Source organism: Pseudomonas mandelii (assembly GCF_002251635.1).
Taxonomy (GTDB): Bacteria; Pseudomonadota; Gammaproteobacteria; order Pseudomonadales; family Pseudomonadaceae; genus Aquipseudomonas; species Aquipseudomonas mandelii_B.
In genome coordinates this window covers 15,363-38,810 of the sequence record NZ_NMOJ01000011.1, presented here as the reverse complement: position 1 = coordinate 38,810, position 23,448 = coordinate 15,363, and the positions used below count along the sequence as shown (strand labels likewise).

General features: G+C 59.3%; 19 protein-coding genes and 1 pseudogene. 9 read left to right on the top strand and 11 right to left on the bottom strand.

Annotated elements, in window-relative coordinates; all coding sequences use genetic code 11:
* Positions 1–29 precede the first annotated feature (29 nt).
* Genes fdhE through fdnG form a run of 4 tightly spaced genes read right to left on the bottom strand, consistent with a single transcriptional unit; the run spans position 30 to position 5,612 of the window.
* Positions 30–956, bottom strand: coding sequence for a formate dehydrogenase accessory protein FdhE (fdhE, locus tag B7L09_RS01480; RefSeq protein WP_094467455.1), 927 nt, complete (start codon positions 954–956; stop codon positions 30–32).
* Positions 957–960: 4 nt separating this feature from the next.
* A complete protein-coding gene (locus B7L09_RS01475) occupies positions 961–1,614 on the bottom strand; it encodes a formate dehydrogenase subunit gamma (RefSeq protein WP_094467454.1) in 654 nt (217 codons plus the stop codon).
* Positions 1,611–2,546: a formate dehydrogenase subunit beta gene (fdxH, locus tag B7L09_RS01470; RefSeq protein ID WP_094467453.1), complete on the bottom strand. Its 936-nt coding sequence runs from the start codon at positions 2,544–2,546 to the stop codon at positions 1,611–1,613. The genes B7L09_RS01475 and fdxH overlap by 4 nt, the downstream gene beginning before the upstream one ends.
* Positions 2,547–5,612: a formate dehydrogenase-N subunit alpha gene (fdnG, locus tag B7L09_RS01465; RefSeq protein ID WP_141213415.1), complete on the bottom strand. Its 3,066-nt coding sequence runs from the start codon at positions 5,610–5,612 to the stop codon at positions 2,547–2,549. It lies immediately after the preceding gene.
* A gap of 353 nt (positions 5,613–5,965) precedes the next feature.
* Between fdnG and B7L09_RS01455 the strand changes: the two genes are divergently transcribed.
* The 6 genes and pseudogenes from B7L09_RS01455 to B7L09_RS01430 all read left to right on the top strand — a co-directional run bounded on the left by B7L09_RS01455 (position 5,966) and on the right by B7L09_RS01430 (position 11,713).
* On the top strand, positions 5,966–7,120 hold the full coding sequence (locus tag B7L09_RS01455) for a MalY/PatB family protein (RefSeq protein WP_094467450.1): 1,155 nt from the start codon (positions 5,966–5,968) through the stop codon (positions 7,118–7,120).
* A 223-nt stretch (positions 7,121–7,343) separates the two neighbouring features.
* Positions 7,344–8,201, top strand: a complete 858-nt coding sequence (locus B7L09_RS01450; protein WP_094467449.1) for an SDR family oxidoreductase — start codon at positions 7,344–7,346, stop codon at positions 8,199–8,201.
* 170 nt (positions 8,202–8,371) lie between these two features.
* Positions 8,372–8,982: pseudogene (locus B7L09_RS01445) on the top strand (Yip1 family protein).
* A 46-nt stretch (positions 8,983–9,028) separates the two neighbouring features.
* Positions 9,029–10,372, top strand: coding sequence for a cation:proton antiporter (locus tag B7L09_RS01440; RefSeq protein ID WP_094467448.1), 1,344 nt, complete (start codon positions 9,029–9,031; stop codon positions 10,370–10,372).
* A 189-nt stretch (positions 10,373–10,561) separates the two neighbouring features.
* The gene (locus B7L09_RS01435; RefSeq protein WP_094467465.1) at positions 10,562–10,864 is read left to right on the top strand and encodes a hypothetical protein; all 303 of its coding nucleotides are present in this window, start codon (positions 10,562–10,564) and stop codon (positions 10,862–10,864) included.
* A gap of 372 nt (positions 10,865–11,236) precedes the next feature.
* Entirely contained in the window at positions 11,237–11,713 is a 477-nt protein-coding gene (locus tag B7L09_RS01430) for a PA2171 family ribosome-binding persister protein (protein ID WP_094467447.1), read from the top strand.
* Between the two features lie 54 nt (positions 11,714–11,767).
* Here the strand turns inward: B7L09_RS01430 and B7L09_RS01425 are convergent, their stop codons facing one another.
* Entirely contained in the window at positions 11,768–12,304 is a 537-nt protein-coding gene (locus B7L09_RS01425) for a hypothetical protein (RefSeq protein WP_094467446.1), read from the bottom strand.
* 138 nt (positions 12,305–12,442) lie between these two features.
* On the opposite strand from B7L09_RS01425, the gene B7L09_RS01420 reads away from it, so the two are divergent.
* On the top strand, positions 12,443–12,676 hold the full coding sequence (locus B7L09_RS01420) for a hypothetical protein (RefSeq protein WP_094467445.1): 234 nt from the start codon (positions 12,443–12,445) through the stop codon (positions 12,674–12,676).
* 12 nt (positions 12,677–12,688) lie between these two features.
* Here B7L09_RS01420 and B7L09_RS01415 read toward each other — a convergent pair whose 3' ends face one another.
* Complete coding sequence (locus B7L09_RS01415; RefSeq protein WP_094467444.1) at positions 12,689–14,611, bottom strand: hybrid sensor histidine kinase/response regulator; 1,923 nt, start codon at positions 14,609–14,611, stop codon at positions 12,689–12,691.
* 147 nt (positions 14,612–14,758) lie between these two features.
* On the opposite strand from B7L09_RS01415, the gene B7L09_RS01410 reads away from it, so the two are divergent.
* On the top strand, positions 14,759–15,514 hold the full coding sequence (locus tag B7L09_RS01410) for a DJ-1/PfpI family protein (RefSeq protein ID WP_094467443.1): 756 nt from the start codon (positions 14,759–14,761) through the stop codon (positions 15,512–15,514).
* Here B7L09_RS01410 and B7L09_RS01405 read toward each other — a convergent pair.
* The 3 genes from B7L09_RS01405 to B7L09_RS01395 form a co-directional block, all read right to left on the bottom strand.
* Positions 15,495–16,391, bottom strand: a complete 897-nt coding sequence (locus B7L09_RS01405) for a zeta toxin family protein (protein ID WP_094467442.1) — start codon at positions 16,389–16,391, stop codon at positions 15,495–15,497. The genes B7L09_RS01410 and B7L09_RS01405 overlap by 20 nt on opposite strands.
* A 126-nt stretch (positions 16,392–16,517) precedes the next feature.
* Positions 16,518–18,797, bottom strand: coding sequence for an ATP-dependent DNA helicase (locus B7L09_RS01400; protein ID WP_094467464.1), 2,280 nt, complete (start codon positions 18,795–18,797; stop codon positions 16,518–16,520).
* The gene (locus tag B7L09_RS01395) at positions 18,794–20,446 is read right to left on the bottom strand and encodes a VRR-NUC domain-containing protein (RefSeq protein ID WP_094467441.1); all 1,653 of its coding nucleotides are present in this window, start codon (positions 20,444–20,446) and stop codon (positions 18,794–18,796) included. Before B7L09_RS01395 ends, B7L09_RS01400 begins: the two co-directional genes overlap by 4 nt.
* A gap of 187 nt (positions 20,447–20,633) precedes the next feature.
* Here B7L09_RS01395 and B7L09_RS01390 point away from each other — a divergent pair, with 187 nt between their 5' ends.
* On the top strand, positions 20,634–20,858 hold the full coding sequence (locus B7L09_RS01390) for a YgdI/YgdR family lipoprotein (protein WP_010460381.1): 225 nt from the start codon (positions 20,634–20,636) through the stop codon (positions 20,856–20,858).
* Positions 20,859–20,941: 83 nt separating this feature from the next.
* Here B7L09_RS01390 and B7L09_RS01385 read toward each other — a convergent pair whose 3' ends face one another.
* Positions 20,942–21,304 carry a hypothetical protein gene (locus tag B7L09_RS01385; protein WP_094467440.1) on the bottom strand — a complete coding sequence of 121 codons (363 nt, stop codon included), beginning with the start codon at positions 21,302–21,304 and terminating at the stop codon, positions 20,942–20,944.
* 199 nt (positions 21,305–21,503) lie between these two features.
* The gene (locus B7L09_RS01380; RefSeq protein WP_094467439.1) at positions 21,504–23,357 is read right to left on the bottom strand and encodes a polyurethane esterase; all 1,854 of its coding nucleotides are present in this window, start codon (positions 23,355–23,357) and stop codon (positions 21,504–21,506) included.
* Between the last annotated feature and the right edge of the window lie 91 nt (positions 23,358–23,448).

The window sequence follows — 23,448 nt, the reverse complement described above, 5'->3', positions numbered from 1 at the left end:
ACTGTCGTGCCTGAGTGTAGCCGTTGTGCTTAATCGCCTCCCGGAGCGAGCAGAAGATTCGGTGCCGGGCGCAAGTAACCTTCCTGTTCCAGACGCATGTCCAGCATCAGGCTGGTCAGGTCGGTCGAGAGCGCTTCGGCCTCGGCGTCGTTTTCCAGGTACAGCAGTTTCAGGTAGCTGTGGCAGCCGGGGCAGGTTTCGGCGCGCAACGGCGCCTGATTGGCGGCATGGCGGTCGTCATCGAGGCTGACGTATTCCAGGCCTTTGCTTTGTTCGCAATACACGCATTTGACCCGCACCACATGCCATTCGCAGGCGCACAACGAACACACCAGATAACGCAATCCGTTGTGTTTGCCGCGATGGCGAATGACCCCGGCCATGGCCGGTGAACCACAGGCCGGGCATTGGTTGAGGCTGTCGCCAGGTTTCAGCGCAAGGTCCGGGGTGTTCAGCAGCCAGTGACTGAAGGCGGCTTGCAACGCCGCGCCGAGAAACGGCACCAGCGCTGCCGGCAGCATCGAATACTGGCCGCTGACCAAGGCGATCGCCCAGGCTTTGCGTTGCCCGCTATTGGCATTGCGCAAGGTCGCGACCGCTTTGTCGACGGCCGAGTCTGGCGGTGGCGAGTACCGCTGCAACACCGCATCGAGATACGGCAACCAGGCGTCCTCGCGCACCAGGCTGTCGGCGGCGAACGGTGGCAAACCGTGTTGCTGGCACATTCGCAGGCGCTCGGGATCGAGCGGGGCCGTTTCAGGCGGATCGTCCAACAGGTGTTGCTGAACGCGGCACAGGTCGACCACCAGTTTCAGGTAATCGACCAGTGGGTGCCCGTCCGCCAGTTTTTCCAGGCGCAGCGCCCGCAACGCGAACAGGTTGTTCGGTGGCAGGTGCAGGAACGGCGGTGAACCCGCCGCCGCTTCGATCTCTCCAGGCTCAAGAATGGTCGCCAAGGGGTCATCCTTTTTTGCGGATCGGGTGATCAGGGTTTTCGTCCCGGGTCACTTCCCGAAACCAGAGTTCATGGTGCTTCTTCGCCCAGGCGCGGCTGACCCAGCCATGCACCATGGCGCTGACCGAACCCTTGATCCAGAGGCCGGCATAGATGTGAACGATGATGCTCAACACCAGCACAAAACCGGCCAAGGCATGCAGCAGCATCGCCCAGCGAATCGAGGTGATGCCGAAGTACGCGCTGAAATACGCACGCCAGATCACCAGACCGCTGAACAGCAACACCAGCATGCACAACAACAAGGTCCAGAACAGCAGCTTCTGCCCCGGGTTGTACTTGCCGATCGGTGGCACGCCCTCCTCCTCATTGCGGATCACCCGCCCAACGCGCCGGAGCCACAACCGATCATTGCTGATAAAGAAATTCGCCCGAAAGAACTGGATGACCAGGCCGAGGAACAAAACAAACATCACCACGCCCATGAACGGGTGCAGGATGCGCGTCCACGGCCCGCCGCCGAACAGGTGGCTGAGCCAGAACAGCGCCGGATGAAACAGCGCCAAGCCAGACAGGGCGGCCATGAAAAACAGGATCGCCACCAGCCAGTGATTGGTGCGCTGGTTCGCGGTGTAGCGCAGGATCTGTCTGCGGATCATGGTCTGTCCTCCCCGCGCGGATCAAAGGTGTGCACCGACGGATCGACTTCATGCACGGCCGGATCCTTGAGCGGCGGCAATTCATCCTCCTCGACCAACTGCGGTCCGACGCGTACGTAATGGAAGAACCCGGCCAGCACCGCCAGACCCATGGCCAACAATCCCAAGGGCTTGCTCACGCCCTTCCACAGTTCCACCAGCGGGCTGATTGTCGGGCTGCCCGGCAAACCGGCGTAGAGCGTCGGCGTGTCCGCGTGATGCAGCACATACATGACGTGCGTACCGCCCACGCCGTCGGGGTCGTACAGGCCGGCGTGATCGAAGCCACGGCTTTTCAGGTCGACGATGCGTTCGGCGGCGTGTTCCTTCATGTCTTCCTTGCTGCCGAACACAATGGCCCCGGTCGGGCAGGTTTTCACGCAGGCCGGTTCCAGCCCCACTTCCACCCGGTCCGAACACAAGGTGCATTTATAGGCCTTGTGATCCTTTTGCGAGATCCGCGGAATGTTGAACGGGCACCCGGTGATGCAATAGCCGCAACCGATGCAATGGTCCTGATCGAAATCGACGATGCCATTGGCGTGCTTGATGATCGCCCCTGGGCTTGGGCACGCTGCCAGGCAACCGGGCTCGGCGCAGTGCATGCAGCCGTCCTTGCGGATCAGCCATTCCAGGTTGCCGGCATCGGTTTCATGCTCGGTGAAGCGCATCAGGGTCCAGGTGTCTGCGCTGAGGTCTTGAGGGTTGTCGTAGGTGCCGAGGTTGTGGCCGACGTCGTCGCGCAACTCGTTCCATTCCGAGCAGGCGACCTGGCAGGCCTTGCAACCGATGCACTTGGTGGTGTCGATCAGCTTGGCCACTTCCTCCTGGTTGCGCACCGAGGACGGCACGGTGGTGGTGGCCGAACGGGCAATGATGTCTTGGCTGGCCATTTAGACTTTCTCCACGTTGACCAGGAATGACTTGGATTCCGGGGTCTGTGTGTTGCCATCGCCGAGGAACGGCACCAGGGTGTTGGTCAGGTAACCGTGGCGCGTGAGGCCGGTAAAGCCCCAGTGCAACGGGATGCCGATCTGGTGCACCACCTGATTGTTGACCTGCAGCGGACGAATCCGCTTGGTCACCACCGCCACCGCTTCGATGTGCCCGCGCTTGGAACTGACGCGGACCCGGTCGCCGGCGACAATGCCTTTCTCCTTGGCCAGCACTTCACCGATCTCGACGAATTGCTCGGGTTGGGCAATTGCGTTGAGCTTGCAATGCTTGCTCCAGAAGTGGAAATGCTCGGTCAGCCGGTAGCTTGTCGCCGCATACGGATAGTCTTTGGCCACGCCGAGGGAATCCCACACCGAATCGAAGATCCGTGCCGCCGGGTTGCTGGTGGCTTTTTTGTTTTCCGGGTGCAGCGGGTTGATGCCGATCGGGGTCTCGAACGGCTCGTAGTGCTCGGGGAATGGGCCCTCGTTCATCTTGTCGACGGCGAAGAACCGCGCGATGCCTTCGGGGTTCATGATGAACGGGTTCATCCCGGCTTCCGGCGGCGAGTCGGCCTTGAAGTCCGGCACATCGGTGCCGCCCCAGGCTTTACCGTTCCACCATACAAGGCGCTTTTTCTCATCCCAAGGCTTGCCTTGCGGGTCGGCCGAAGCACGGTTGTAAAGAATCCGCCGGTTGGCCGGCCAGGCCCAGGCCCAGCCCTGATGTTGATGCATGCCGTAGGGGTCGCTGTTGTCGCGCCGGGCCATTTGATTGCCCGTCTCGGTCCAGCTGCCGCAGAAAATCCAGCAGCCGGAGGCCGTACTGCCATCGTCCTTGAGTTGGCCAAAACCGGCGAGTTGCGCATTGCCCTTGATCGTCGCGCCAGTGGCGTCGGTAAAATCGGCAATGGCATAGCCGTTGATTTCCCGCGCCAGTTCTTCCGGCGAGGGTTCGTCGGCGATCTTGTACGGCCAGGACAGTTTGAGGATCGGGTCGGGATAAGCCCCGCCCTTGGCTTGATAGCGCTGGCGCAGGCGCAGGAACAGCTCGCTCATGATTTGCACGTCGGTGCGCGCTTCACCCGGTCCGTCGGCGCCTTTCCAGTGCCACTGCAGCCAGCGGCTGCTGTTGACCAGCGAACCGTCTTCCTCGGCGAAACAGGTGGTGGGCAGGCGAATGACTTCGGTCTGGATACCGGCGGTATCCACATCGTTGTACGGCCCGACATGGCGCCAGAACTCCGAGGTTTCGGTGGACAGCGGGTCCATCACCACCAGCCATTTCAATTTCGCCAGTGCCGCCATCACGCGGTTTTTGTCGGGGAGCGCCGCGATGGGGTTGAAGCCCTGGCACAGGTAACCGTTAACCTTGCCCTGGCCCATCAGGTCGAACACTTTGAGGATGTCGTAGTTGGGAATGTCCAGTTTCGGCAAATAATCGTAAGCCCAGTTGTTCTCGAGCGTGGCGTTGTCGCGGTACCAGGCTTTCATCAGGCTGACGTGGAATTTGCTGTAGTTCTGCCAGTAGGACAGCTGCCCGGGACGCAGCGGCATTTGCGTGCGCTTGGTGATGTAGGCGGTGTAATCCTGCTCGGCGTCGCCCGGCAGGGTCAGGTAGCCCGGCAGCGAGTTGGACAGCAAGCCGAGGTCAGTCAGGCCCTGGATGTTGGAGTGCCCGCGCAAGGCATTGACGCCCCCGCCCGGCATGCCGACGTTGCCCAACAGCAGTTGCACCATCGCCGCGCTGCGGATGATTTGCGAGCCGATCGAGTGCTGCGTCCAGCCCAGCGCGTAGAGAATCGTCATGGTCTTGCCCGGTTGCGAGCACGTGGCGATTTCTTCCCAGATCTTCTGCATGGCATCGACCGGCATGCCGCAAATCTGGCTGGCCAGTTCGATGTTGTAGCGGCTGTAATGCTGCTTCATTAACTGGTAGACGCAGTGCGGGTCTTGCAGGCTCGGGTCGGTTTTGACGAAACCGTCCTCGCCCAACTCGTAGCCCCAGCCGGATTTGTCGGTATACGCCCGTTTGGCGGCGTCGTAACCGCTGAAGATGCCGTCCTCGAAGCCATACCCCGCTTTGACGATAAACGACACGTCTGTGTAGTTGCGCACGTATTCGTGCTGGATCTTGTCCTCGGTCAGCAAGTAATTGATCAGCCCGCCCATGAAGGCGATGTCGGTGCCGGTGCGAATCGGCGCGTAATAGTCGGCCACCGAGGCGGTCCGGGTAAAACGCGGATCGACCACGATCAGCCGCGCCTTGTTGTGCGCCTTGGCTTCGGTCACCCATTTGAAACCGCACGGGTGCGCCTCTGCTGCGTTGCCGCCCATCACCAGGATCAGATTCGCGTTGGCGATATCGGTCCAGTGATTGGTCATGGCACCACGGCCGTACGTCGGGGCAAGACTTGCCACCGTCGGGCCGTGTCAGACACGCGCCTGGTTATCAAACCCCAGCATGCCGAGACTGCGAACGACCTTGTGGGTGATGTAACCCGCTTCATTGGACGCCGCCGAGGCCGCGAGGAAACCGGTGGTCAGCCAGCGGTTCACCGTTTGGCCCTTTTCATTCTTCTCGATGAAGTTGGCATCGCGGTCGGCCTTCATCAGGTCGGCGACGCGGTCCAGCGCTTCATCCCAGGAGATGCGCGTCCATTCGGTGCTGCCGGGCTTGCGCACCTGCGGGTATTGCAGGCGCCCGGGGCTGTGAATGAAGTCCAGCAGGCCCGCGCCTTTGGGGCACAGGGTGCCGCGGTTCACCGGGTGGTCGGCATCGCCTTCGATGTGAATAATGCTTTGCGCGACGTTCTTGGCGGTATCACCCTGACTGTACATGATCAACCCGCAGCCGACCGAACAATACGGGCAGGTGTTGCGGGTTTCATGGGTGTGGGCGAGTTTGAAATGGCGTACCTGCTCGGCGAAGGCAGGCGCAGGGAGCATGCCCAGCGCGCCGAGGCTCGAGCCCGCAAGGCCGATACCGGCGACCTTGAAGAACTGACGACGGTTGAGGTCCATCGTGCACTCCTGATCAGGTGGAGACCCGGTACTTTTGCCGGGTTTTTCTGGACGATCACGGTGGCGGCAGCGTGGCTACCGACACCTGAAACTCTAGACAATGGGAGAACTGACTGCCTGAAAACCGACCATCGGGCAGTGCCGGCGTATTGGACATCACACGGAACCTGTGGGAGCGGGCTTGCCCGCGATAGCGTCGGCACAGCCGGCATCAATGTTGACGGACCCGCCGCCATCGCGGGCAAGCCCGCTCCCACAGGGATTTGTGGTGGTCGGACTATTACCGTCTCGCTCCCGCAAGGCTTGGCGATTATCATGGGCGCCATATTCAACCGGCCTTTATGAGACTGAGCATGACCTTCGATTTTGATCAGGTGTTCGACCGCCACGACACCGGCAGTACCAAGTGGAGCCGCTACCCGGCCGACGTGTTGCCGATGTGGGTTGCCGACATGGACTTCGCCGCACCGCCGGTCATCCTTGAAGCCCTGCGTAAACGCCTGGAACACCCGATGGTCGGCTACAGCGTGCCTCAGGATGATCTGCGCGCCGCCATCGTGGCCGACCTCTGGAACAAATACGCCTGGCGCGTATTGCCGGAGGAACTGATCTTCCTGCCGGGCGTGGAGTCGGGTTTCAACATGGCGCTGAAAGCGCTGGTCGAGCCGCAACAGAACGTCGTGGTTCAGGTGCCGAACTACCCGCCGCTGCGTCATGCGCCAGGTCATTGGGGCTTGAACAAGGTTGAGCTGGAGTTCGACGCGTTGGCTGACGGCACGTATGACACGCCGCTCACAGCCTTGAGCCAGGCGCTGACCGGCGGCGGCGCGCTGTTGCTGAGCAATCCGCATAACCCGTTGGGCAAGGTTTTCCCACGGGAAGAACTGCAAGCGCTGGCCGACATTTGCCTGGAACACAACGCGTGGATCATCTCCGACGAAATCCACGCTGAGCTGTGCTTTGACGGCCGCGTGCACATTCCAACGGCGTCGCTCAGCCCGCAGATCGCCAAGCGCACCATCACCCTGATGTCGGCGAGCAAGGCTTACAACATCGCGGGTCTGAAAACTTCCTTCATGATTATTCAAGACTCGGCGGTGCGTGCGCGGGTCAATCATGCCCGTTGCGGCATGGTCGACAGCGTCAACCCGCTGGGCATGGAAGCGACGCGTGTGGCCTACAGCGAAGGCGGCCCATGGCTGGCCGGGTTAAAGGCGTACCTGCAAGGTAATCGGGATTATCTGGTGGAAGCGGTTCGCACGCGCTTGCCGGGTGTCACGATGAACATCCCGCAGGGGACGTATCTGGCATGGCTCGATTGCTCGGCGCTGGGGCTGGACAATCCGCAACAGTTCTTCCTCGACCAGGCCAAGGTCGGCCTCAGCCCCGGCCTCGATTTCGGCGACAACAACCGCCAGTTCGTGCGCCTGAACTTCGGCTGCCCACGGGCATTGCTCGAAGAAGGTTTGGCGCGCATGGAGCGCAGCTTGCTCAACCTCAAGGCCTGACAACACAACAAATCCCCCTGTAGGAGCAAGCTTCGCTCCTACAAGGGATNNNCAACCTCAAGGCCTGACAACACAACAAATCCCCCTGTAGGAGCAAGCTTCGCTCCTACAAGGGATTTGCGTGGATTCGGGGTTTTGTGCACCCACCTGAATCCAACCGAACTCAAGGCAAAACACCAGGGTCAACCCTTTGAATCCTGTGCCCCGAGATCGGAGATTTGCCATGACTGACTATCCAAGACCACCCTTCCCCACACAAGGCCAGCCCGTCCCCGGTTCCCAACAGAAAATGGACCCGTACCCTGACTGTGGCGAACAAAGCTACAAAGGCTCGGGCCGGCTCGACGGCAAGATCGCCCTGATCACCGGGGCCGACAGCGGCATCGGCCGTGCGGTCGCCATCGCCTTCGCCCGTGAAGGGGCCGACGTTGCGATCGCCTACCTCAATGAACATGAAGACGCGCAGGAAACCGCACGCTGGGTCGAACAGGCCGGACGCCAATGCGTGCTGCTGCCCGGCGACATCGCGCAGAAAGCGCAATGCCAGGCCCTGGTGGACAAGACCGTCGAACGCTTCGGGCGGATTGATATTCTGGTCAACAACGCGGCCTTCCAGATGACGCACGAAAACTTCGAAGACATCCCGGACGAAGAATGGGTGATGACCTTCGACGTGAACATCACGGCGATGTTCAGGATCTGCCAGGCCGCGCTGAAGCACATGAAGGCCGGCAGTTCGATCATCAACACCAGTTCGGTCAACTCGGACATGCCCAAACCCACCCTCCTCGCCTACGCCACGACCAAGGGCGCGATCGCCAACTTCACCGGCGGCCTGGCGCAGTTGCTCGGGCCGAAAAACATTCGGGTGAACAGCGTGGCACCGGGGCCGATCTGGACGCCGCTGATTGTCTCGACCATGCCCGATGAAGAGGTGCAGAACTTCGGGGCGCAAACTCCGCTCGGCCGGCCCGGACAACCGGTGGAAGTGGCGCCGATTTACGTGCTGCTGGCGTCGGACGAAGCCAGTTACATCACGGGCCAGCGCTATGGCGTGACCGGCGGTAAACCGATGTTATGACCACTCCCCTGTAGCGGCTGCCCTGTGGCGAGGGGGGGCTTGCCCGCAGCCTCGCGTTGCTCGGCAGCTGCTACATGTCCCTCGGTGGACTCGCGAAAAAATGAACGCCCGGCAAATCTCCCCCCTCAATACATTTAGGCCCCCCATCACGGGCCGTTCGAGGAGGTCTCATGTCCGCACCTCTCGTCAAACGATTCTGGGGCGTCGGGCTTCTGGTATTGGTGACTATTCTGGTAGAGGAAGCACATCCGCGCCATTACCTCGCGCATTTGCTGCTGCTCGCCTTGATCCCCGCCGTCTGCCTGTTCATCGGCACCACCTATGTCGGCTGGAGCCTGGCCGAGAACGAAACCGTCAAACTCAGTACTCAAAGTGCGTTGCAACTTTGCGTGCTGCTGTACGTCACCATCATCGCCGGCGTGGCGTTGATGGGGGGATTCATCCGCTGGATGTCGCGCACCTTCGACGCGCGTCCGACCATCAATCAATGCATCGGTTTTGCGGCGTATACCGCGACGCCGTTTTTCCTGGCAGGGATTGCCGGGCTGTACCCGAGTCGCTGGCTGGCAATCATTGTGTTGATGGCTGCTTCGGCTTATTCGACGTTTTTGCTGTTCGTCGGCTTGCATCACGGGCCGTTCGAGGAGGTCTCATGTCCGCACCTCTCGTCAAACGATTCTGGGGCGTCGGGCTTCTGGTATTGGTGACTATTCTGGTAGAGATGATTCTGCTGTGGTTCAACGTACTGACGCCTGAATACCTGCGCGCGACGGTCGGTTGATCCAAATAGACCAACAAACGCGGTCCACCCCCAGCGAGAACCGAGCATGAGTTTCATTTTATGGGTGGCCGTATTGGGTGCCGTACTCCTGACCCTGGCGCTGACGTCGTCCTACCTGCGATGGATGCCGGTAACCACGTCGGCGGTGTGCCTGGTGCTGGGTGCCGTCATCGGGCCGGCAGGATTCGGGCTGTTGAAACTGGACACCGCTGACGCTTCGATCTGGATGGAGCACCTGACGGAAGTCGCGGTGCTCTTTTCGCTGTTTGTCTGCGGCCTGAAATTGCGCTCGCCGCTCAAGCATAAAAACTGGCGGATTGCGGTCGGTCTGGCTGGCCCGGTGATGCTGCTGACCATTGTCGGCGTCTGCTTGTTGCTGCATTACGCATTGCAATTGTCATGGGGCGCGTCAGTGCTGATCGCATCGATCCTGGCGCCTACCGATCCGGTGCTCGCCGCCCTGGTCCAGGTCAACGACGCGCGGGATGACGACAGCGTGCGGTTCGGCCTTTCCGGTGAAGCCGGGCTCAATGACGGGATCGCGTTTCCGTTCGTGATCCTTGGCTTGCTCCTGCTGCAACACGAGGGCAATCCCGGCTGGTTGGGCGACTGGGTGCTGCGCAGTCTGATCTGGGCGGTTCCAGCCGGTTTGTTGACGGGTTACTGGATGGGACGCGGCATCGGCCGCCTGACCTTGGCGCTGCGGATCAAGAACGATGACAGCACGCTGTCTCCGAACGATTACCTGGCGCTCGCCTTGATTGCCCTGGCGTATGTCGGGGCCGAGTCTATCCACGCCTATGGGTTTTTGTCGGTGTTCGCCGCGGGCCTGGGGTTACGCCAGGAAGAAGTCAACTCAACGGGCAACGACGAGCTCCCTGCCGAGCATTTGGTCCAGCCCGTTGTCGGTCACCAGAACGTCGAACCGCAACACGCGGTGCATGGCGATACCGACAACCTTGAAGACACCCAGGTCGCCGCCGGCATCATGATGGGAGACATGCTTGCCTTTGGCAGCCTCGTGGAGCGGGCCATGGAAGTGTTTCTGGTGACACTGCTCGGCGTCGTGCTGATCGCTCACTGGGACTGGCGCGCTCTGCTGGTTGGTGGGGTGTTGTTTTGCCTGATTCGCCCTTTGAGTGTCGCCGTGATGCCGTGGGGACGGCTGCTCGATTGGCGCCAACGAATGTTGATCGGCTGGTTCGGCATACGTGGCATCGGCAGTCTGTATTACTTGTTCTACGCCTTGAATCACGGGCTGGGTCAGTCGGTGTCGGCGCTGTGTATGGACCTGACCTTGTCCGTGGTCGCCTTGAGCATTCTGATCCACGGCATCAGCACGCAACCCACCCTCGCCCGCTATGAACGGCGTAAGAAACAGGTTATTTGATTTTTTGCCTGCGTGTTTACGGGTGGATCGAACGAGTTTTCGCTTTTAAAAATTTGAAATCCCTGTGCAACCCGATAGTCACAACCTTAATTCCGCCTGTTTTTCTGCACGGCGGGACCCGACAGGTTCGGTTCCACTGTGGCAACGATGCCGTTTAAAAGGGACCTCAAGCAAATTAAGGTGCCGGTCATGATTCACTGTTCAACCCCCGATCAAATCAAAGCCTGCCGGGCGTTCGCCCTGGAATGTAATCGCCAGATGTTCGAAGAAGCCCAGTCGCTGAGCCGCTGTGCCTATGAAATGCTCGAGGTCGGCGATATGGACCTGGAACGATTTGACCGCTATCAGGCGATGCGCAGGAAGGCTGATCTGAAGTTTCAGGAGGCGATTGAGCATCTGCGCTTGCTCAATGCGGATTTCCCGCCGATCCCGATGTCCGTGAACAACTCCCATAGGTTGCGCCAGCAGCTTGAAGACCGGGCTTGCCCCTGAAAAACCCTGCTATCAGCCTTAACGCAATCTGTGTAGCAGCTGGCTTCGCGAGCTGCTACACAAATCGAATCTGATGCAATCTGTGTAGCAGCTGGCTTCGCGAGCTGCTACACAAATCGAATCTGATCGACGGTAACACACCGAAAATTCACATTTCACGACGGAAAACTTCGTGCCGCGAACTGCATGAGTCAATTTCCAGACTCATGCAGCCTGCACGACCTCACTTCGCCATCAGCGATCTCAACGTGTTGTTTTATATAGCGTTACCGAAAGCGTCAAAGTAGGCACGACAAATGCTCCAGGTCCATGAGCGACCTACGGCCATGAGACCGTTTGCGCCCACCCCGTGACTATTTGAGAGATTCGACCATGAACGCCATCGACCTGTTGAAAGCCGACCATGAACGCGTAAAAGGCATCCTGACCCAGTTGAGCGAGTCCACCGAGCGCGGTGTCAAAAAACGCACCGAGCTGCTGGCCAAACTTGAAATGGAGATTGCCATCCATACCCGACTTGAAGAGGAAGTCTTGTACCCAGCGTACAAAAAGGCCGGAGGCAAGGAACAGGACGTCATGTACTACGAAGCCAAGGAAGAACACCGCACCGTGGATTCTCTGGTGCTGCCGGACCTGAAAGTCACCGACCCTTCCACCCCGGAATTCGCGGGTCGGGTGAAAGTGGTCAAGGAGCTGCTGGAACACCACATTGAAGAAGAGGAAACGGAAATGTTCCCTCAGGCGAAAAAGCTGCTCGGCAAAGCCACCCTGGAAGAGTTGGGTGCGCAGATGGAAACGCTTAAGGCTCAGTACAAGAAAGAAATGAGCGCGTCCAATCTGGCGGCTTGATTTGGATGCTGATGCAAGAAAGCCCGGCGTTTGCAGGGCTTTTCAGTCTGCGATTCAACCGCCGGGGTTGGTCACCTGGATGAAAACCGCATAACTGCCCAGCAACACCCAGAACGTCGCGAAGATCCACGGCGTGCGCACGGAAAACAGCAGCGATTTGCGGTACCCCTTGTGGGACGATTCCATCTCACTGAACAGCGGTGATTCATCGTAAGCCAGCCCCATCAATGGCTCGCTGCGCAATAGCTCACTCTGCTTGAAGTGCCAATGATCGATGATGTCGTAGGCCGCACGAATACCCGGCCAGGCGTTCAACGAACTGAGCAGCCCCAACAGCGCGAGGAACGGCGGCACCACCAGGGTGAAGAGTTTTCCGCATTCGGGATTGAGGTTGGACATGCCGGAGACAAAGGCGATGACCAGGAACGACTGCGCGGTGAGGTAGGCGTCGGTGCGNTTGGCGAGGATGCTGGTTTCGTACTGGATTTCCCGACGATAGAAATCCAGGCGCTCCTTGGGCGAGCCGAACATCTTGGCGTTGTGTTCGGACAAGGCTTCTTCGGCGGTAGGTTCGGTCAGTATTCTGGGCACGGGAATGACATGTAGGCTGGGAAAGCGTTATGACGAAACCTGCCCCGACAAAGTTCAGACGGATTTAATGCACCTCGCTCGAACGCCACTTCGCCGACGTGGTCCTTCAAATACACAGGCTGATTTAGAGGACGGCGGATGGACGCTCTCGATTGGGTGCAATGGCCGGCGATGCTGATCACGGTGCTGGCGGCGTGGTTGATCGGCTCACAAACCTCATCGCGCAGGGTGTGGGGCTTCAGCTGCTTTATCATCAGCAACCTCTTGTGGGTGATCTGGGGTTACCACACCCACGCCTATGCGTTGATCGTGTTGCAGTTTTGCCTGTGTGCAATGAACTTGCGCGGCTTCAAGAAGAACGCCAATGGCTGAGCGTAACGCGGGTCACTTCATGGCCTGGGCAATGACCTCCACCAGATTGAGTTGGGTATACGGTTTGGACAAGCGCGGGAGTGCGGTCGCGAAGCCTTCAAGGCGCTCGGCATAACCGGTGGCGAGAATGATCGGCACGTCCGGCTTCAACGTCCGAATGGCCTGCGCCAATTGCGCGCCATTCATTTGCGGCATGGCCATGTCGGTAATGACCAGGTCAATGTTCTGCTCGTGTTCGAACAGCTCAAGCGCTTGTGCACCGGACACCGCACTGATCACCCGGTGTCCGAGGTCCTCAAGCAACAGGCCGGTACTGGTCAACACCAGGCTGTCATCGTCCACCACCATTACGCACAATTGATCCACTGGCGGTGCTTCCACTTCTGCTGCAGCGGGTTGGTTGAGTGCAGCCGTCGTGGCAGCGGGTATCCACAATTCGGCGACCGTGCCGATGTCTTTCTGGCTCTTGAGAACGAATCGCCCGCCCAATTGTTCGATAAAGCCATGGATCATCGACAACCCCAGCCCTGTGCCTTTGCCTACGCCTTTTGTGGTGAAGAACGGGTCCATGGCCGAGGCCAGGGTGGCCTCATCCATGCCCTCTCCCGTATCGGCGACGCTCAGGCACACATAGCGGCCGGGTTCCAGCAATAACGTTGATTGATCGGGGATTTCTTCTGCCCGGGTGCCGATGACGATTTTGCCGCCGTTGGGCATGGCATCCCGGGCATTGGTGGCGAGGTTCAGCACGGCCAGTTCGAGTTGATTGACATCGGCCATGACCGGAACGAGGTCGGGGGAAAAGCGTGTTTCGAGCTGCACGGAAGGCCCGAGGGAGCTGCGCAACAGGCCGCTGATCCCTTCCACCAACGCAGGAATCTCGACGGATTCGGACTTGAGTTCCTGACGTCTGGCGAACGCCAGCATGCGCTGAGTCAGGGACACACCACGCAGGGCACCTTGGGTGGCGTTGTCCACCAATCGAGTGACTTTCGGGTTGTCTCCCACGCGTTTGCGCACGATTTCCAGGTTGCCAAGGATAACGGTCAGAAGATTATTGAAATCGTGGGCGATCCCGCCACTGAGTTGACCGATGGCCTGCATCTTCTGCGCCTGGAACAACGCTTCACGGGTTTGCTCCAGAACCTTCTGTGCTTGTGTGGCCTCGGTGATGTCCCGGGTGATTTTGGCAAAGCCCAGCAACGTGCCCGTCTCCCCCCAGATCGGATCGACCACGACATGGGCAAAGAACCGCGTACCGTCCTTGCGCACGCGCCAGGCCTTGTTTTCGAAGCGTCCCTCTCGTGTCGCCGTCTCCAACGCGCGCTGCGGTTCCCCGGCTTCACGGTCTTCGGGGGTGTAGAAGATCGAAAAGTGCTGGCCAATGACCTCTTCGGGCCGGTAGCCCTTGATGCGCTGGGCGCCTTGATTCCAGTTGGTCAGGCGTCCGTCCGGGGCGAGCATATAGATGGCGTAGTCAGTGACGCTTTGAACCAGTAGCCGAAACTGCTGCTCGCTTTGCTTGAGGGTCTCTTCGGCCATTTTGCGGTCGGTGAGGTCCCGGGTGATCTTGGCGAAGCCCAGCAGCTTGCCGGTCGGATCGATAATCGGATCGATCACCACATGACACCAGAAGTGCGTGCCGTCCTTGCGAACCCGCCAGCCTTCGCCCTCGAAACGACCTTCGCGGATCGCCGTGTCCAGTGCACGCTGGGGCAGACCGATAGAGCGATCTTCTTCGGTATAAAAACGCGAAAAATGCTGACCGAGGATCTCCGCCTCCTCATACCCCTTGAAACGTTTGGCGCCAGCGTTCCAGCTGGAGATGATGCCATCGGGGTCAATCATGTAGATCGCATAGTCCACCACGGCATCAATCAGCAGGCGAAAGCGCATTTCCTCGATGGAGTTGGTTTTGGACTGGTTATCACTCATCGATCACACCCGTGATTATTGTTTTGTGGAGTATGCGACAAACCGTGGCTTTGGTGAGCCAGAAAACAATCATGTACTGGAGCATAACGTTGTGACCGCCTATTCTCGACGCCAAACGCCATTCCTGGCGGGTTCAAGGCGTCCCCGATGATCCTGATTCTGTTACCCACGTCTGACTACGATCCCACAGAGAGCAGCGTTCCATGGCAAGCCATGCGCCAGGCCGGTATTGAAGTGCGCTTTGCGTCGCCCGAGGGATTGCCGGCCTACGCCGATTCGCGCCTGGTGGACATCGGTTTTGGCCCGTTGAACCCGTTGCTGATGACGCGCAAGGCCGACCTTGCCAGCTACGCCCGGATGATCGAAGCCCCGTCATTTCGCCAACCGCTGTCCTATGACGATGTCGACCCCAGCGAGTTCCAAGGGCTGCTGATTCCCGGCGGGCATGCCAAGGGCATGCGCAGCCTGCTGGATTCCGAGCAGGCCCGACGGATCGCCCTGCACTTTTTCAAGGCAGACAAACCGGTGGCAGCGGTCTGTCACGGCGTGCTGGTGCTTGCCCGCACCCTCGACCCTGACAGCGGACTTTCGGTGTTGCGGGGTCGCAAGGTCACCGCCCTGGTAGCCAACACCATGGAGCTGCCTGCCTGGGCAATCACCGCGGCCTGGCTCGGACGTTATTACCGGACCTATCCTCAAACCGTCGAAGCGGAAGTCACAGCCGCCCTGTCCAGCCCGATGGATTTCCTGCGCGGGCCATTCCTGGCGGTGCGTGATTCGGCGGTCCAGCCACAAAGAGGTTTCGTCGTCCGCGATGGCCAGTTGCTGACCGCTCGCTGGCCGGGAGACTGTCATCGCTTCGCCGCCGAATGGGTTCGCCTGGTTATCGGTTCACGTATTTGACGATGCAGGCGTACAGATCGTTGTAGACAAAATCAGGGACAACCTCGGCGTATGTCTGGGTTTTGAGTAACGCCAGGTGGCATTCTTTTACCACCTCGTCACGCTCACTCAGGGTGTGGACATGATTATTGATGATGCTGTCATAGGCGCTGTACACCGTTGGCGTCGTAGAGGGCGTCACGCCAGCGGTTGTGGTGTAGGTGATATGAGCACGCGAGACGCGTTCTTTCAGCGCCCCGAACCCGCGTTCATACACCGTGATTTGTGAGCGATCGACCGCCTTCGAGGCGGTTTCGAAGGCCAGGATGATCGCTTGCTCATTCCTCATGGAGCTCTCCAGCGTCGATCGTGTGACAAACCTTTCCAGCTCGCGGTTTTCCAGGCTTTGAAAAGCTCTTTTGATGCTCGACACGTGGGCGAACTCCAGCGTGCAGCCAACGATATGGGTTTCGAACTGATAGCCGGCCGCCGTCGCCAGTGGTGGAAATGCCGCGAAATCGACGCTGTCGAACGCACACTCCATGATGATGTTGTATTTGAGTGTGAAGGCTTCGGTGAAGATTTTGGCGCAGAGCTCTCGGACGAAAACTTCGGTATGTTCATACGCATGCAGCACGCCACGCTTGATCATCTCCGCGTATTGAGGATGTTTCTGCCGGTATTCGGGCAGGTAGAGACGAACATATTTGTCGTAACGCCGGGTCGGCAGGAGTGTGTTTTCCAGCAGGAAGGTTTTACCCGAGCCTTGAAGCCCGGCAACCACCAGGATCTTCGGCGTTTCCTCGGCCGTGATACCGCGAAACAGTGTGGTTTTTATGACATTGAACGCGGCAGTGACCTGCTCAGGGGTATAGATGTAGTTCGGTGCGGAGCACATACCTTGATTTCCTTATCAAAGAGCGGCTGAAATTGATGCCTGCCCTTTGAATAAAGCGCTGATTCCGCATTTGTTCAAATGTGTGTGTCTTTCAAGATATGTATTTGTTTTAAAAGGTAAATAATCCTACACACCAGACGCCAGATGCGCCTGCTCGACCGACCACCAACGCGGCAGCAAGTGTTTGACCTTGCTGTCGCCGAACCGGTCATCAATCAACATCACCACCCCTTGATCCTGTTGAGTACGGATCACCCTTCCTGCCGCCTGCACCACTTTCTGCACGCCGGGATACAAGTAGGTGTAGTCATAACCGGCGCCGAAAATCGCCGCCATTCGATGCTTCATCTGTTCGTTGACCGGATTGAGTTGCGCCAGCCCCAGGGTGGCAATGAATGCACCGATCAGGCGTGCGCCGGGCAAGTCGATGCCTTCACCGAACGCTCCCCCCAACACCGCAAAACCAACGCCCTGGCTGTGCGTCGTGAACTGATCGAGAAAGGCCTGACGCTGCCCTTCCGCCATGCCCCGGGACTGCGACCACAGAGTGATCTGCGGGTGTCGCTCGGCCAGTAACTGCGCGACTTGCTGCAAATAATCAAAGCTGCTGAAAAATGCCAGGTAGTTACCGGGGCGTTGGCTGAATTGCCGTGCGATCAGTTCGACAATCGGTTCGAGGGACGCTTGGCGGTGGACGAATCGGGTCGATATCTGGCTGACAATTTGCACTTTCAACTGGTCGGCATGGAACGGGGATTCGACATCGATGCACACCGTGTCCGGCGGCGTACCCAGAAGGTCCGCGTAATAATGCCGAGGGCTCAGCGTCGCGGAAAACAGCACGGTGCTGCGCGCAGCGGTCAGGCGCGGACGGATGAAACCGGCCGGCACCACGTTGCGCAGGCACAGTTGCGACAGGTTGTGTTTGCGCTCCAGGTCACGCTTGCTGATGTCGAACAGAAACTGTTCATCGAAGAGTTCGGCCACCCGGCAAAACTGCAGCATGTCGAAGTAAAAATTCTGTAGGGCGCTGTCCAGGCCCTGGGGATGATCGTTGAGATAATCGCCGATGCTCGCGCTGCACGACGACAGCGCCTGGAGGAGCTTTTCCGGTGCCTTGTCGTAGGCCTGATACGGCGCCAATTGCAGATTATGCAGGGCATTCCACTCACGATTGACCCGCTGCAACGGTTTTTTCAGGGCGTCCGGCGCGGTTTTTCGTACCCCGTTTAGGGTCGACTGATCGAGCGTGGCGCTGTACATCTGCCGGCCGCGTTCCACCAGGTTGTGCGCCTCATCCACCAACACCGCGACTGTCCAGTTATTGGCCTGGGCCAAGCCGAACAACAACGCACTGAAATCGAAATAGTAGTTGTAGTCGGCGACCACTACATCGGCCCAGCGGGCCATTTCCTGGCTCAGGTAATAAGGACAGACCTCATGCGCCAATGCTACTTGGCGCAAGGCGTCCTGATTCAACAGGCTGAGTTCACTGGCGGCCTGGCGGGCGGCCGGCAAACGGTCGTAAAAGCCCTGGGCCAAAGGGCAGGATTCACCGTGACAGGCTTTGTCCGGGTGCTCGCAGGCCTTGTCCCGGGCGATCATCTCCAGCACCCGCAACGGCGGCGCATCGGCGCTCTCCAGGATGACGTGCGCGGCATCGAGCGCCAGTTTGCGCCCCGGCGTTTTCGCCGTCAGAAAGAACACCTTGTCCAACTGCTGCGGCGCCAGGGCCTTGAGCATCGGGAAGAGCGTGCCGACGGTCTTGCCGATGCCGGTGGGCGCCTGGGCCATCAGGCAACGGCCGGTGCTGACCGCCTTGTANACGGATTCCGCCAGGTGCCGTTGCCCCGGACGAAAGTCGGCATGGGGAAACGCCAATTGCTGCGCCGCGTGATTGCGCGCGTCGCGATGGGCCATTTCCTGCTCGGCCCATTGCAGGAACAGCCCGCAATGATGCTCGAAGAACGACTGCAACTCCCCGGCGCTGAAGGCCTCGACCAGACAGGTTTCCTTTTCGCTGACGATGTCGAAGTACACCAGCGCCAGATTGATCTGCGCCAGTTCCAGCTTCTGGCACATCAGCCATCCGTAGACCTTCGCTTGCGCCCAGTGCAATTGCCGATGGTTGGCCGGTTGCTTGCTCAGGTCGCCGCGATAGGTTTTGACTTCTTCCAGGCAGTTTTGCGCCGGGTCGTAGCCGTCCGCCCTGCCCTTGACCTTCAAGGTTTTGTACAGGCCTTCGAGGGCCACTTCACTTTGATAGCCCTCGCTTCGACGCGAGGCCACGGTGCGGTGCCCGACGATGCCTTCCAGCGCGGTGGGCGACGGCGTGAAGCGCAGGTCGAGGTCGCCGACCTTGGCCGTGAACTCACACAGCGCCCGCACCGCAATGCTGTAGCTCAAGCGCTCTGCTCCGCCCATTGCACGTAGCAGACGGCGATCGGCATCTGATGTTCGTGACAGAACTCCAGCCAGCGCAATTGGTTGTCTTGCAGGCGATCGCCGGGACCTTTGACCTCGATCATGCGGTAGGTCTTGCGTTGCGGCCAGAACTGGATCAGGTCGGGCATGCCGGCCCGGTTGGCCTTGATGTCCAGCAACAGGCGATTGAACCAGTGCTTGAGGTGTTCGGCGGGCAGGCAGTCAAGCGCCTGATCCAGCAGTTCTTCGCTCAGCGCGCCCCAGAACACAAACGGTGACTGCACGCCCCACTTGGCGACGTAACGTTCACGGATAGTCTGGATATAACGCCCGTCATCGAGTTCGGCGAGACAGGCCTGAAACTCATCCGCCCGACGTGCATGGAAGTCTTCGTTGAGCAGGTCCACCGGCCCGCGCTGGAACGGGTGGAAAAACGCCCCCGGCAACGGCGTAAAGATCGCCGGCCAGCACAGCAGGCCGAACAGCGAGTTGATCAGACTGTTCTCGACGTAATGCACCGGGGCCGAATCCTCCGCCAGGTGCGCCTGCACATGAAATTCGACCGACAGCGCAGGATCGGTCCTGGGCAACTGAAGGTCCAGGCGCAGCATTTCCCGGGGAGATTGCCGTTTCATTGCCGGGCCACCCAGTTTGCGCCGCAGCCTGGGCAGCACACGCAGCACATGCTGATGCTCGGTGGCGCTTTCCGGCGATTGCTCCGCGTGCATGGCCAGGTGCAGGGCCAACTGATATTCGCCACAACGCTCCAGCACACGGATAAGGCGCACCCGAGCGCCGGGGTAGGCGCAATCGCGGTAAATCGACAGCGCCGTGGAGAAATCCGTCATGCGTTCACAATGCTGACCAATCTGGAACAGCAACTTGCCCCGGCGTCGTTGCAGCCAAGGGTTGTCGAGTAGCACCTCGTTGATCTGCTCGACAATGTCCGCCACCTCTTCACCGGCCTCGAAACGTTGCTGGCAGTGGTGCAGGAACAGGCAGGCGTCCACGTCTTCACGGCTGCGCAGGCCCCGGGATTCTGTACAGAATTCGACTTTCTCGTAGGTGTAGATGCCCAGGTCAGCCAGCACGAACTCCGACCAGTCCTGATACAGATTGCCGAAGAACATCAGGCGCAGGCGATCGCACAGGTCCATGATGGTCAGCGTGAACAGTCGGTCGCTCAGTTGCGGGCACCATTGCGCGAAGCTTTGCGCCTCGCAGAACTGCTCGCTCAGGGACGCCAGCCATTCGGTCTTCTTGCCTTTGGGTTGACAGAGGGTGGCACCGAAGCAGTGAAGAATCTCGGCCTTGAGCAGAACGTCGAAAAGCTCCTCGAGCTGTAGCGGCGATTGCGCAGAGATCCAGCCTGCCGCCAGCAATGGCTCGGCAGCACTGGCAATGTCGCCAATTTCGACATAACTCAATTTGCCGGCCCTAAAATGCAGTCCCTTGCGCATCACCATCCTGACCAGCAGCGCCCGGGACTCGCGGGGCTGCCGACTGAAATCGCGGATGAAGGCCTGCTCCTCGACGCTCAGCACATCGGCATAACGATGCTCAAGCCAATCAAGCACTTGCATGAAGTTGTTCAGGTAATAGAACGGGTCGTCGAGAGGATTTGCGGTCACAGGGAAAAAGGGCCATGGCGAGCGAGTACTGGTTATTCGTACAGATACCAGCTCCGGTGTATCCGGTGCAAACGGAAAAGGATAAGCGGCGGCGCTATTTGGCTATTTTCGGGTGACCATCGAACTTTCTGCCGATCTATGGCACCAACCGGCATAGCGGCTTTTTTTATGCAGTTGAGAGGTGGGTATGAATATCAAGACTCTGGGTTTGCCCTTGGCAGCAGCGGCCTTCCTGGCCCTGGCCGGTTGCTCCACGCCAACGGTCGTGACGTTGCAGAACGGCACCCAGTATTTGACCGAAGACATGCCGAAAACCAAGACCAAGGACGGATTTTACGAGTTTGAGGATATTTCCGGCGCGAAGGTGAAGGTCAATGCCAAAGATGTAGCCACGGTTCGCGAGGAAGACTGAAAACCGCGTTATCGTTCTTCGCGGTCAAGCCTCGCGCCTACAAGGAATCGCACAACGAAGAGGCCCTCACAGACGCCGAAAATCTAAGGCATCCACGGCGTACTGTTATCGCAGGAGACGAACTTCCCTCCTCGCCTCCTCAGTTCTTCATGAATCTTCTGGCAGCGCTCGTAATCCTGCTGCATTGCGTGGTCGATGCTGATGTTGCCGGTGATCTCCGTCTGCTTTTCCTCCGAGCGAAAGGTCACAAAAGGCTCTTCCGGCTGGAGCTCGAAACGGCTTTTCTCTTCCAGGGGGCCGACAGTTTCCGGCGATGCCGGTGTCGGCAGTTGATCTGGCGTCATGCCATAACGGCTCAAAATCGAGCTATGAGGCAACTCTGCAGCGGCACTCCCTGATAACAGGGCCAGCGCCAACCCGATGAGGTGCTTCTTGCTGTTACTCACGTTGCTTAATCTCCTGATCCAGTACTCAATCCTGTTGTTGCAAGGTATTGGAGTCCATCGGTGACTATCGGGTCACGTGAGCAGGCAGGTTTACCGCGCTATCGTTCATCGCGAGCAGGCTCGCTCCCACATTGGATCGCGGTCTAATGTGGGAGCGAGGCGTGCCCGCGAAGAGGCCCTTACCGGCGCCACATCAACGTCAGGCGATTACGATCCCGGAACCAGACAAACTGTCCAGCCCAACCCCCACCAACGTCACCGAATCCCCGCCAAACGTCAGCACCGTATCCTGCCCCACCACCGAGGCATGAGCCCGATAGTCATCATTCGGCACGACCCCCTGAACCCCGAGAAATACCAGCTTGTCGTTCGTCTGATACCCCACCACCCGGTCCTGCCCAAACGCACCGCTGAACAGGAACGTATCACTCCCGCCCCCCGATTCCATCAGGTCATTCCCCGCCCCGCCCACCAACACATCGTTGCCCTGGCCGCCGATCAAATGATCGTTGCCGTCCAGACCGAACAACCAGTCGCCCGTCGCATGTGCCTTAAGCGTATCGGCCCCCGCACCGCCCTTCATCGATGACGCGTACTGAGTCAGGTTGTTGCCGACAGCAAGACCATTGGCCGTCACGCTGTGCGTCACGTCATCCTTGAACAGCCCCCACAAGAACCCCGGTTCCTTGGTGACAATGCTGCCGATGTCCCGGGTGATGCTGATGCCGCCATTGGCATCACGGACGTAGAGGTTGCCGGCGCCATCGTTGGCAAAGTTGAAATTTTTCACCGACTGCTGCAAGTCCAGCACGTTGCTGCCCTTGCCACCCAATACGATGTTGTAGCCGCCACCGTCACGGAAGGTGTCGTTACCGTCACGCCCCTCCAGGTAGTCGTTGCCCTTGCCACCCTGAATCAGGTCATTGCCGTCGCTGCCGATGATGAAGGTGCTGCCCTTGTGGGTTTCGGCGTTGCGATTCAGATCCTGAACCCAGGTATTGGCGCGCGCCGGGTCCGAAAGGTTGGCGACGATGATCGTCGAGTCTTTGCTGGTAAGGTCGTAGAACTTTGATTCGATCACCCGGTTCATGCCCTCGCCATAGGCGGTCGGCAAGTGCGAGATCCAGGTCGGGATGTTGANGATGGAAAACGGCAGCACATTCCACAGCGTCGAGGCGTAGTAGTCGTTGAAGCTGACGATGTTATCGGTCGCTGAGGCCTTGGCGGCATCGTGCACGCCCACCGACGACAGGTTGAATGATGAACCGTCCAGCGCGCGAAACACCGGGTCGTTTTCATAGCCGATGTTGAGCACCTTGTCGCCGGCGCTTTGGGTCGGGGACGCGTAGGCGATGTAGTTGGAATCCTTGTAGAACCCGGACCACTTGTCTGTGCTCAAGTCCGCCAGGCTGTTGACCGCCAGCCCGCCGAGGCTGTGGCCGCTGACCAGCACGTTCTTGCCTGACAGGCCATTGGCCTGGGCAAATGCCATGACGTCGCCGAGCAGATTGCCGAAGGCTTCGCCCACATAGTTTTTCGCATAATCCTTGGGACCGAAGGCCGCCAGCAGATCGTTGATCACGTCGCCGATGGAGTCGCCAATCAAGGTTTCCCGCGGGCCGCTGGTGCCGCGAAAGGCAATGCCGATTTCGCTGAGATGGCCTTGAGCATCGTACTTGCCGAGGATCTCGACCTGCGCGCTGGTGTACCCGGCCTTCTCGCCGAAGAACGTTCCGCGAGCGTCCACCTTGCCGTCATAACCCAGTTGCGAGGCCGTGATGGGCGTCCAGCCGGCTTTTTGCACGGCCTCCAGCGCTGCTTTTTCCGAATCGGGGTTCCAGGGAATACCGGGGATCACGCCTTGGGAATCGGTGCCGCCCAGCAGCGCGGTGATCAGGGTCGCCGGCAAGCCCAGGCCGAAGCCGTTGTGCTGGTAACCGGTGGCAAAGCCGTTGTCGAGGTTGTGATAGGAATACAGCGTGATCGCCATAGCGTCGGTGAATAACGCTTTGGAATCGGCTGTGCCTAAGTTTTTGTAGTCATACACACCCATTGGTATTGCCTCTCTTTTGTTGGAATTGTCAGAGATAGCTCACAACCAGGACGCCTCATTCACGAGGCGCCCCGGAGCATTTAGTGCATGC

Bases quoted from the DNA above. Each gene is read 5' to 3' on its own strand.
- fdxH (WP_094467453.1), bottom strand. From the start codon at position 2,546: ATGGCCAGCCAAGACATCATTGCCCGTTCGGCCACCACCACCGTGCCG.
- B7L09_RS01435 (WP_094467465.1), top strand. From the start codon at position 10,562: ATGATTCACTGTTCAACCCCCGATCAAATCAAAGCCTGCCGGGCGTTC.
- B7L09_RS01475 (WP_094467454.1), bottom strand. From the start codon at position 1,614: ATGATCCGCAGACAGATCCTGCGCTACACCGCGAACCAGCGCACCAAT.
- B7L09_RS01405 (WP_094467442.1), bottom strand. From the start codon at position 16,391: ATGTGCTCCGCACCGAACTACATCTATACCCCTGAGCAGGTCACTGCC.
- B7L09_RS01430 (WP_094467447.1), top strand. From the start codon at position 11,237: ATGAACGCCATCGACCTGTTGAAAGCCGACCATGAACGCGTAAAAGGC.
- B7L09_RS01440 (WP_094467448.1), top strand. From the start codon at position 9,029: ATGAGTTTCATTTTATGGGTGGCCGTATTGGGTGCCGTACTCCTGACC.
- B7L09_RS01410 (WP_094467443.1), top strand. From the start codon at position 14,759: ATGATCCTGATTCTGTTACCCACGTCTGACTACGATCCCACAGAGAGC.
- B7L09_RS01390 (WP_010460381.1), top strand. From the start codon at position 20,634: ATGAATATCAAGACTCTGGGTTTGCCCTTGGCAGCAGCGGCCTTCCTG.
- B7L09_RS01415 (WP_094467444.1), bottom strand. From the start codon at position 14,611: ATGAGTGATAACCAGTCCAAAACCAACTCCATCGAGGAAATGCGCTTT.
- B7L09_RS01420 (WP_094467445.1), top strand. From the start codon at position 12,443: ATGGACGCTCTCGATTGGGTGCAATGGCCGGCGATGCTGATCACGGTG.
- B7L09_RS01455 (WP_094467450.1), top strand. From the start codon at position 5,966: ATGACCTTCGATTTTGATCAGGTGTTCGACCGCCACGACACCGGCAGT.
- B7L09_RS01450 (WP_094467449.1), top strand. From the start codon at position 7,344: ATGACTGACTATCCAAGACCACCCTTCCCCACACAAGGCCAGCCCGTC.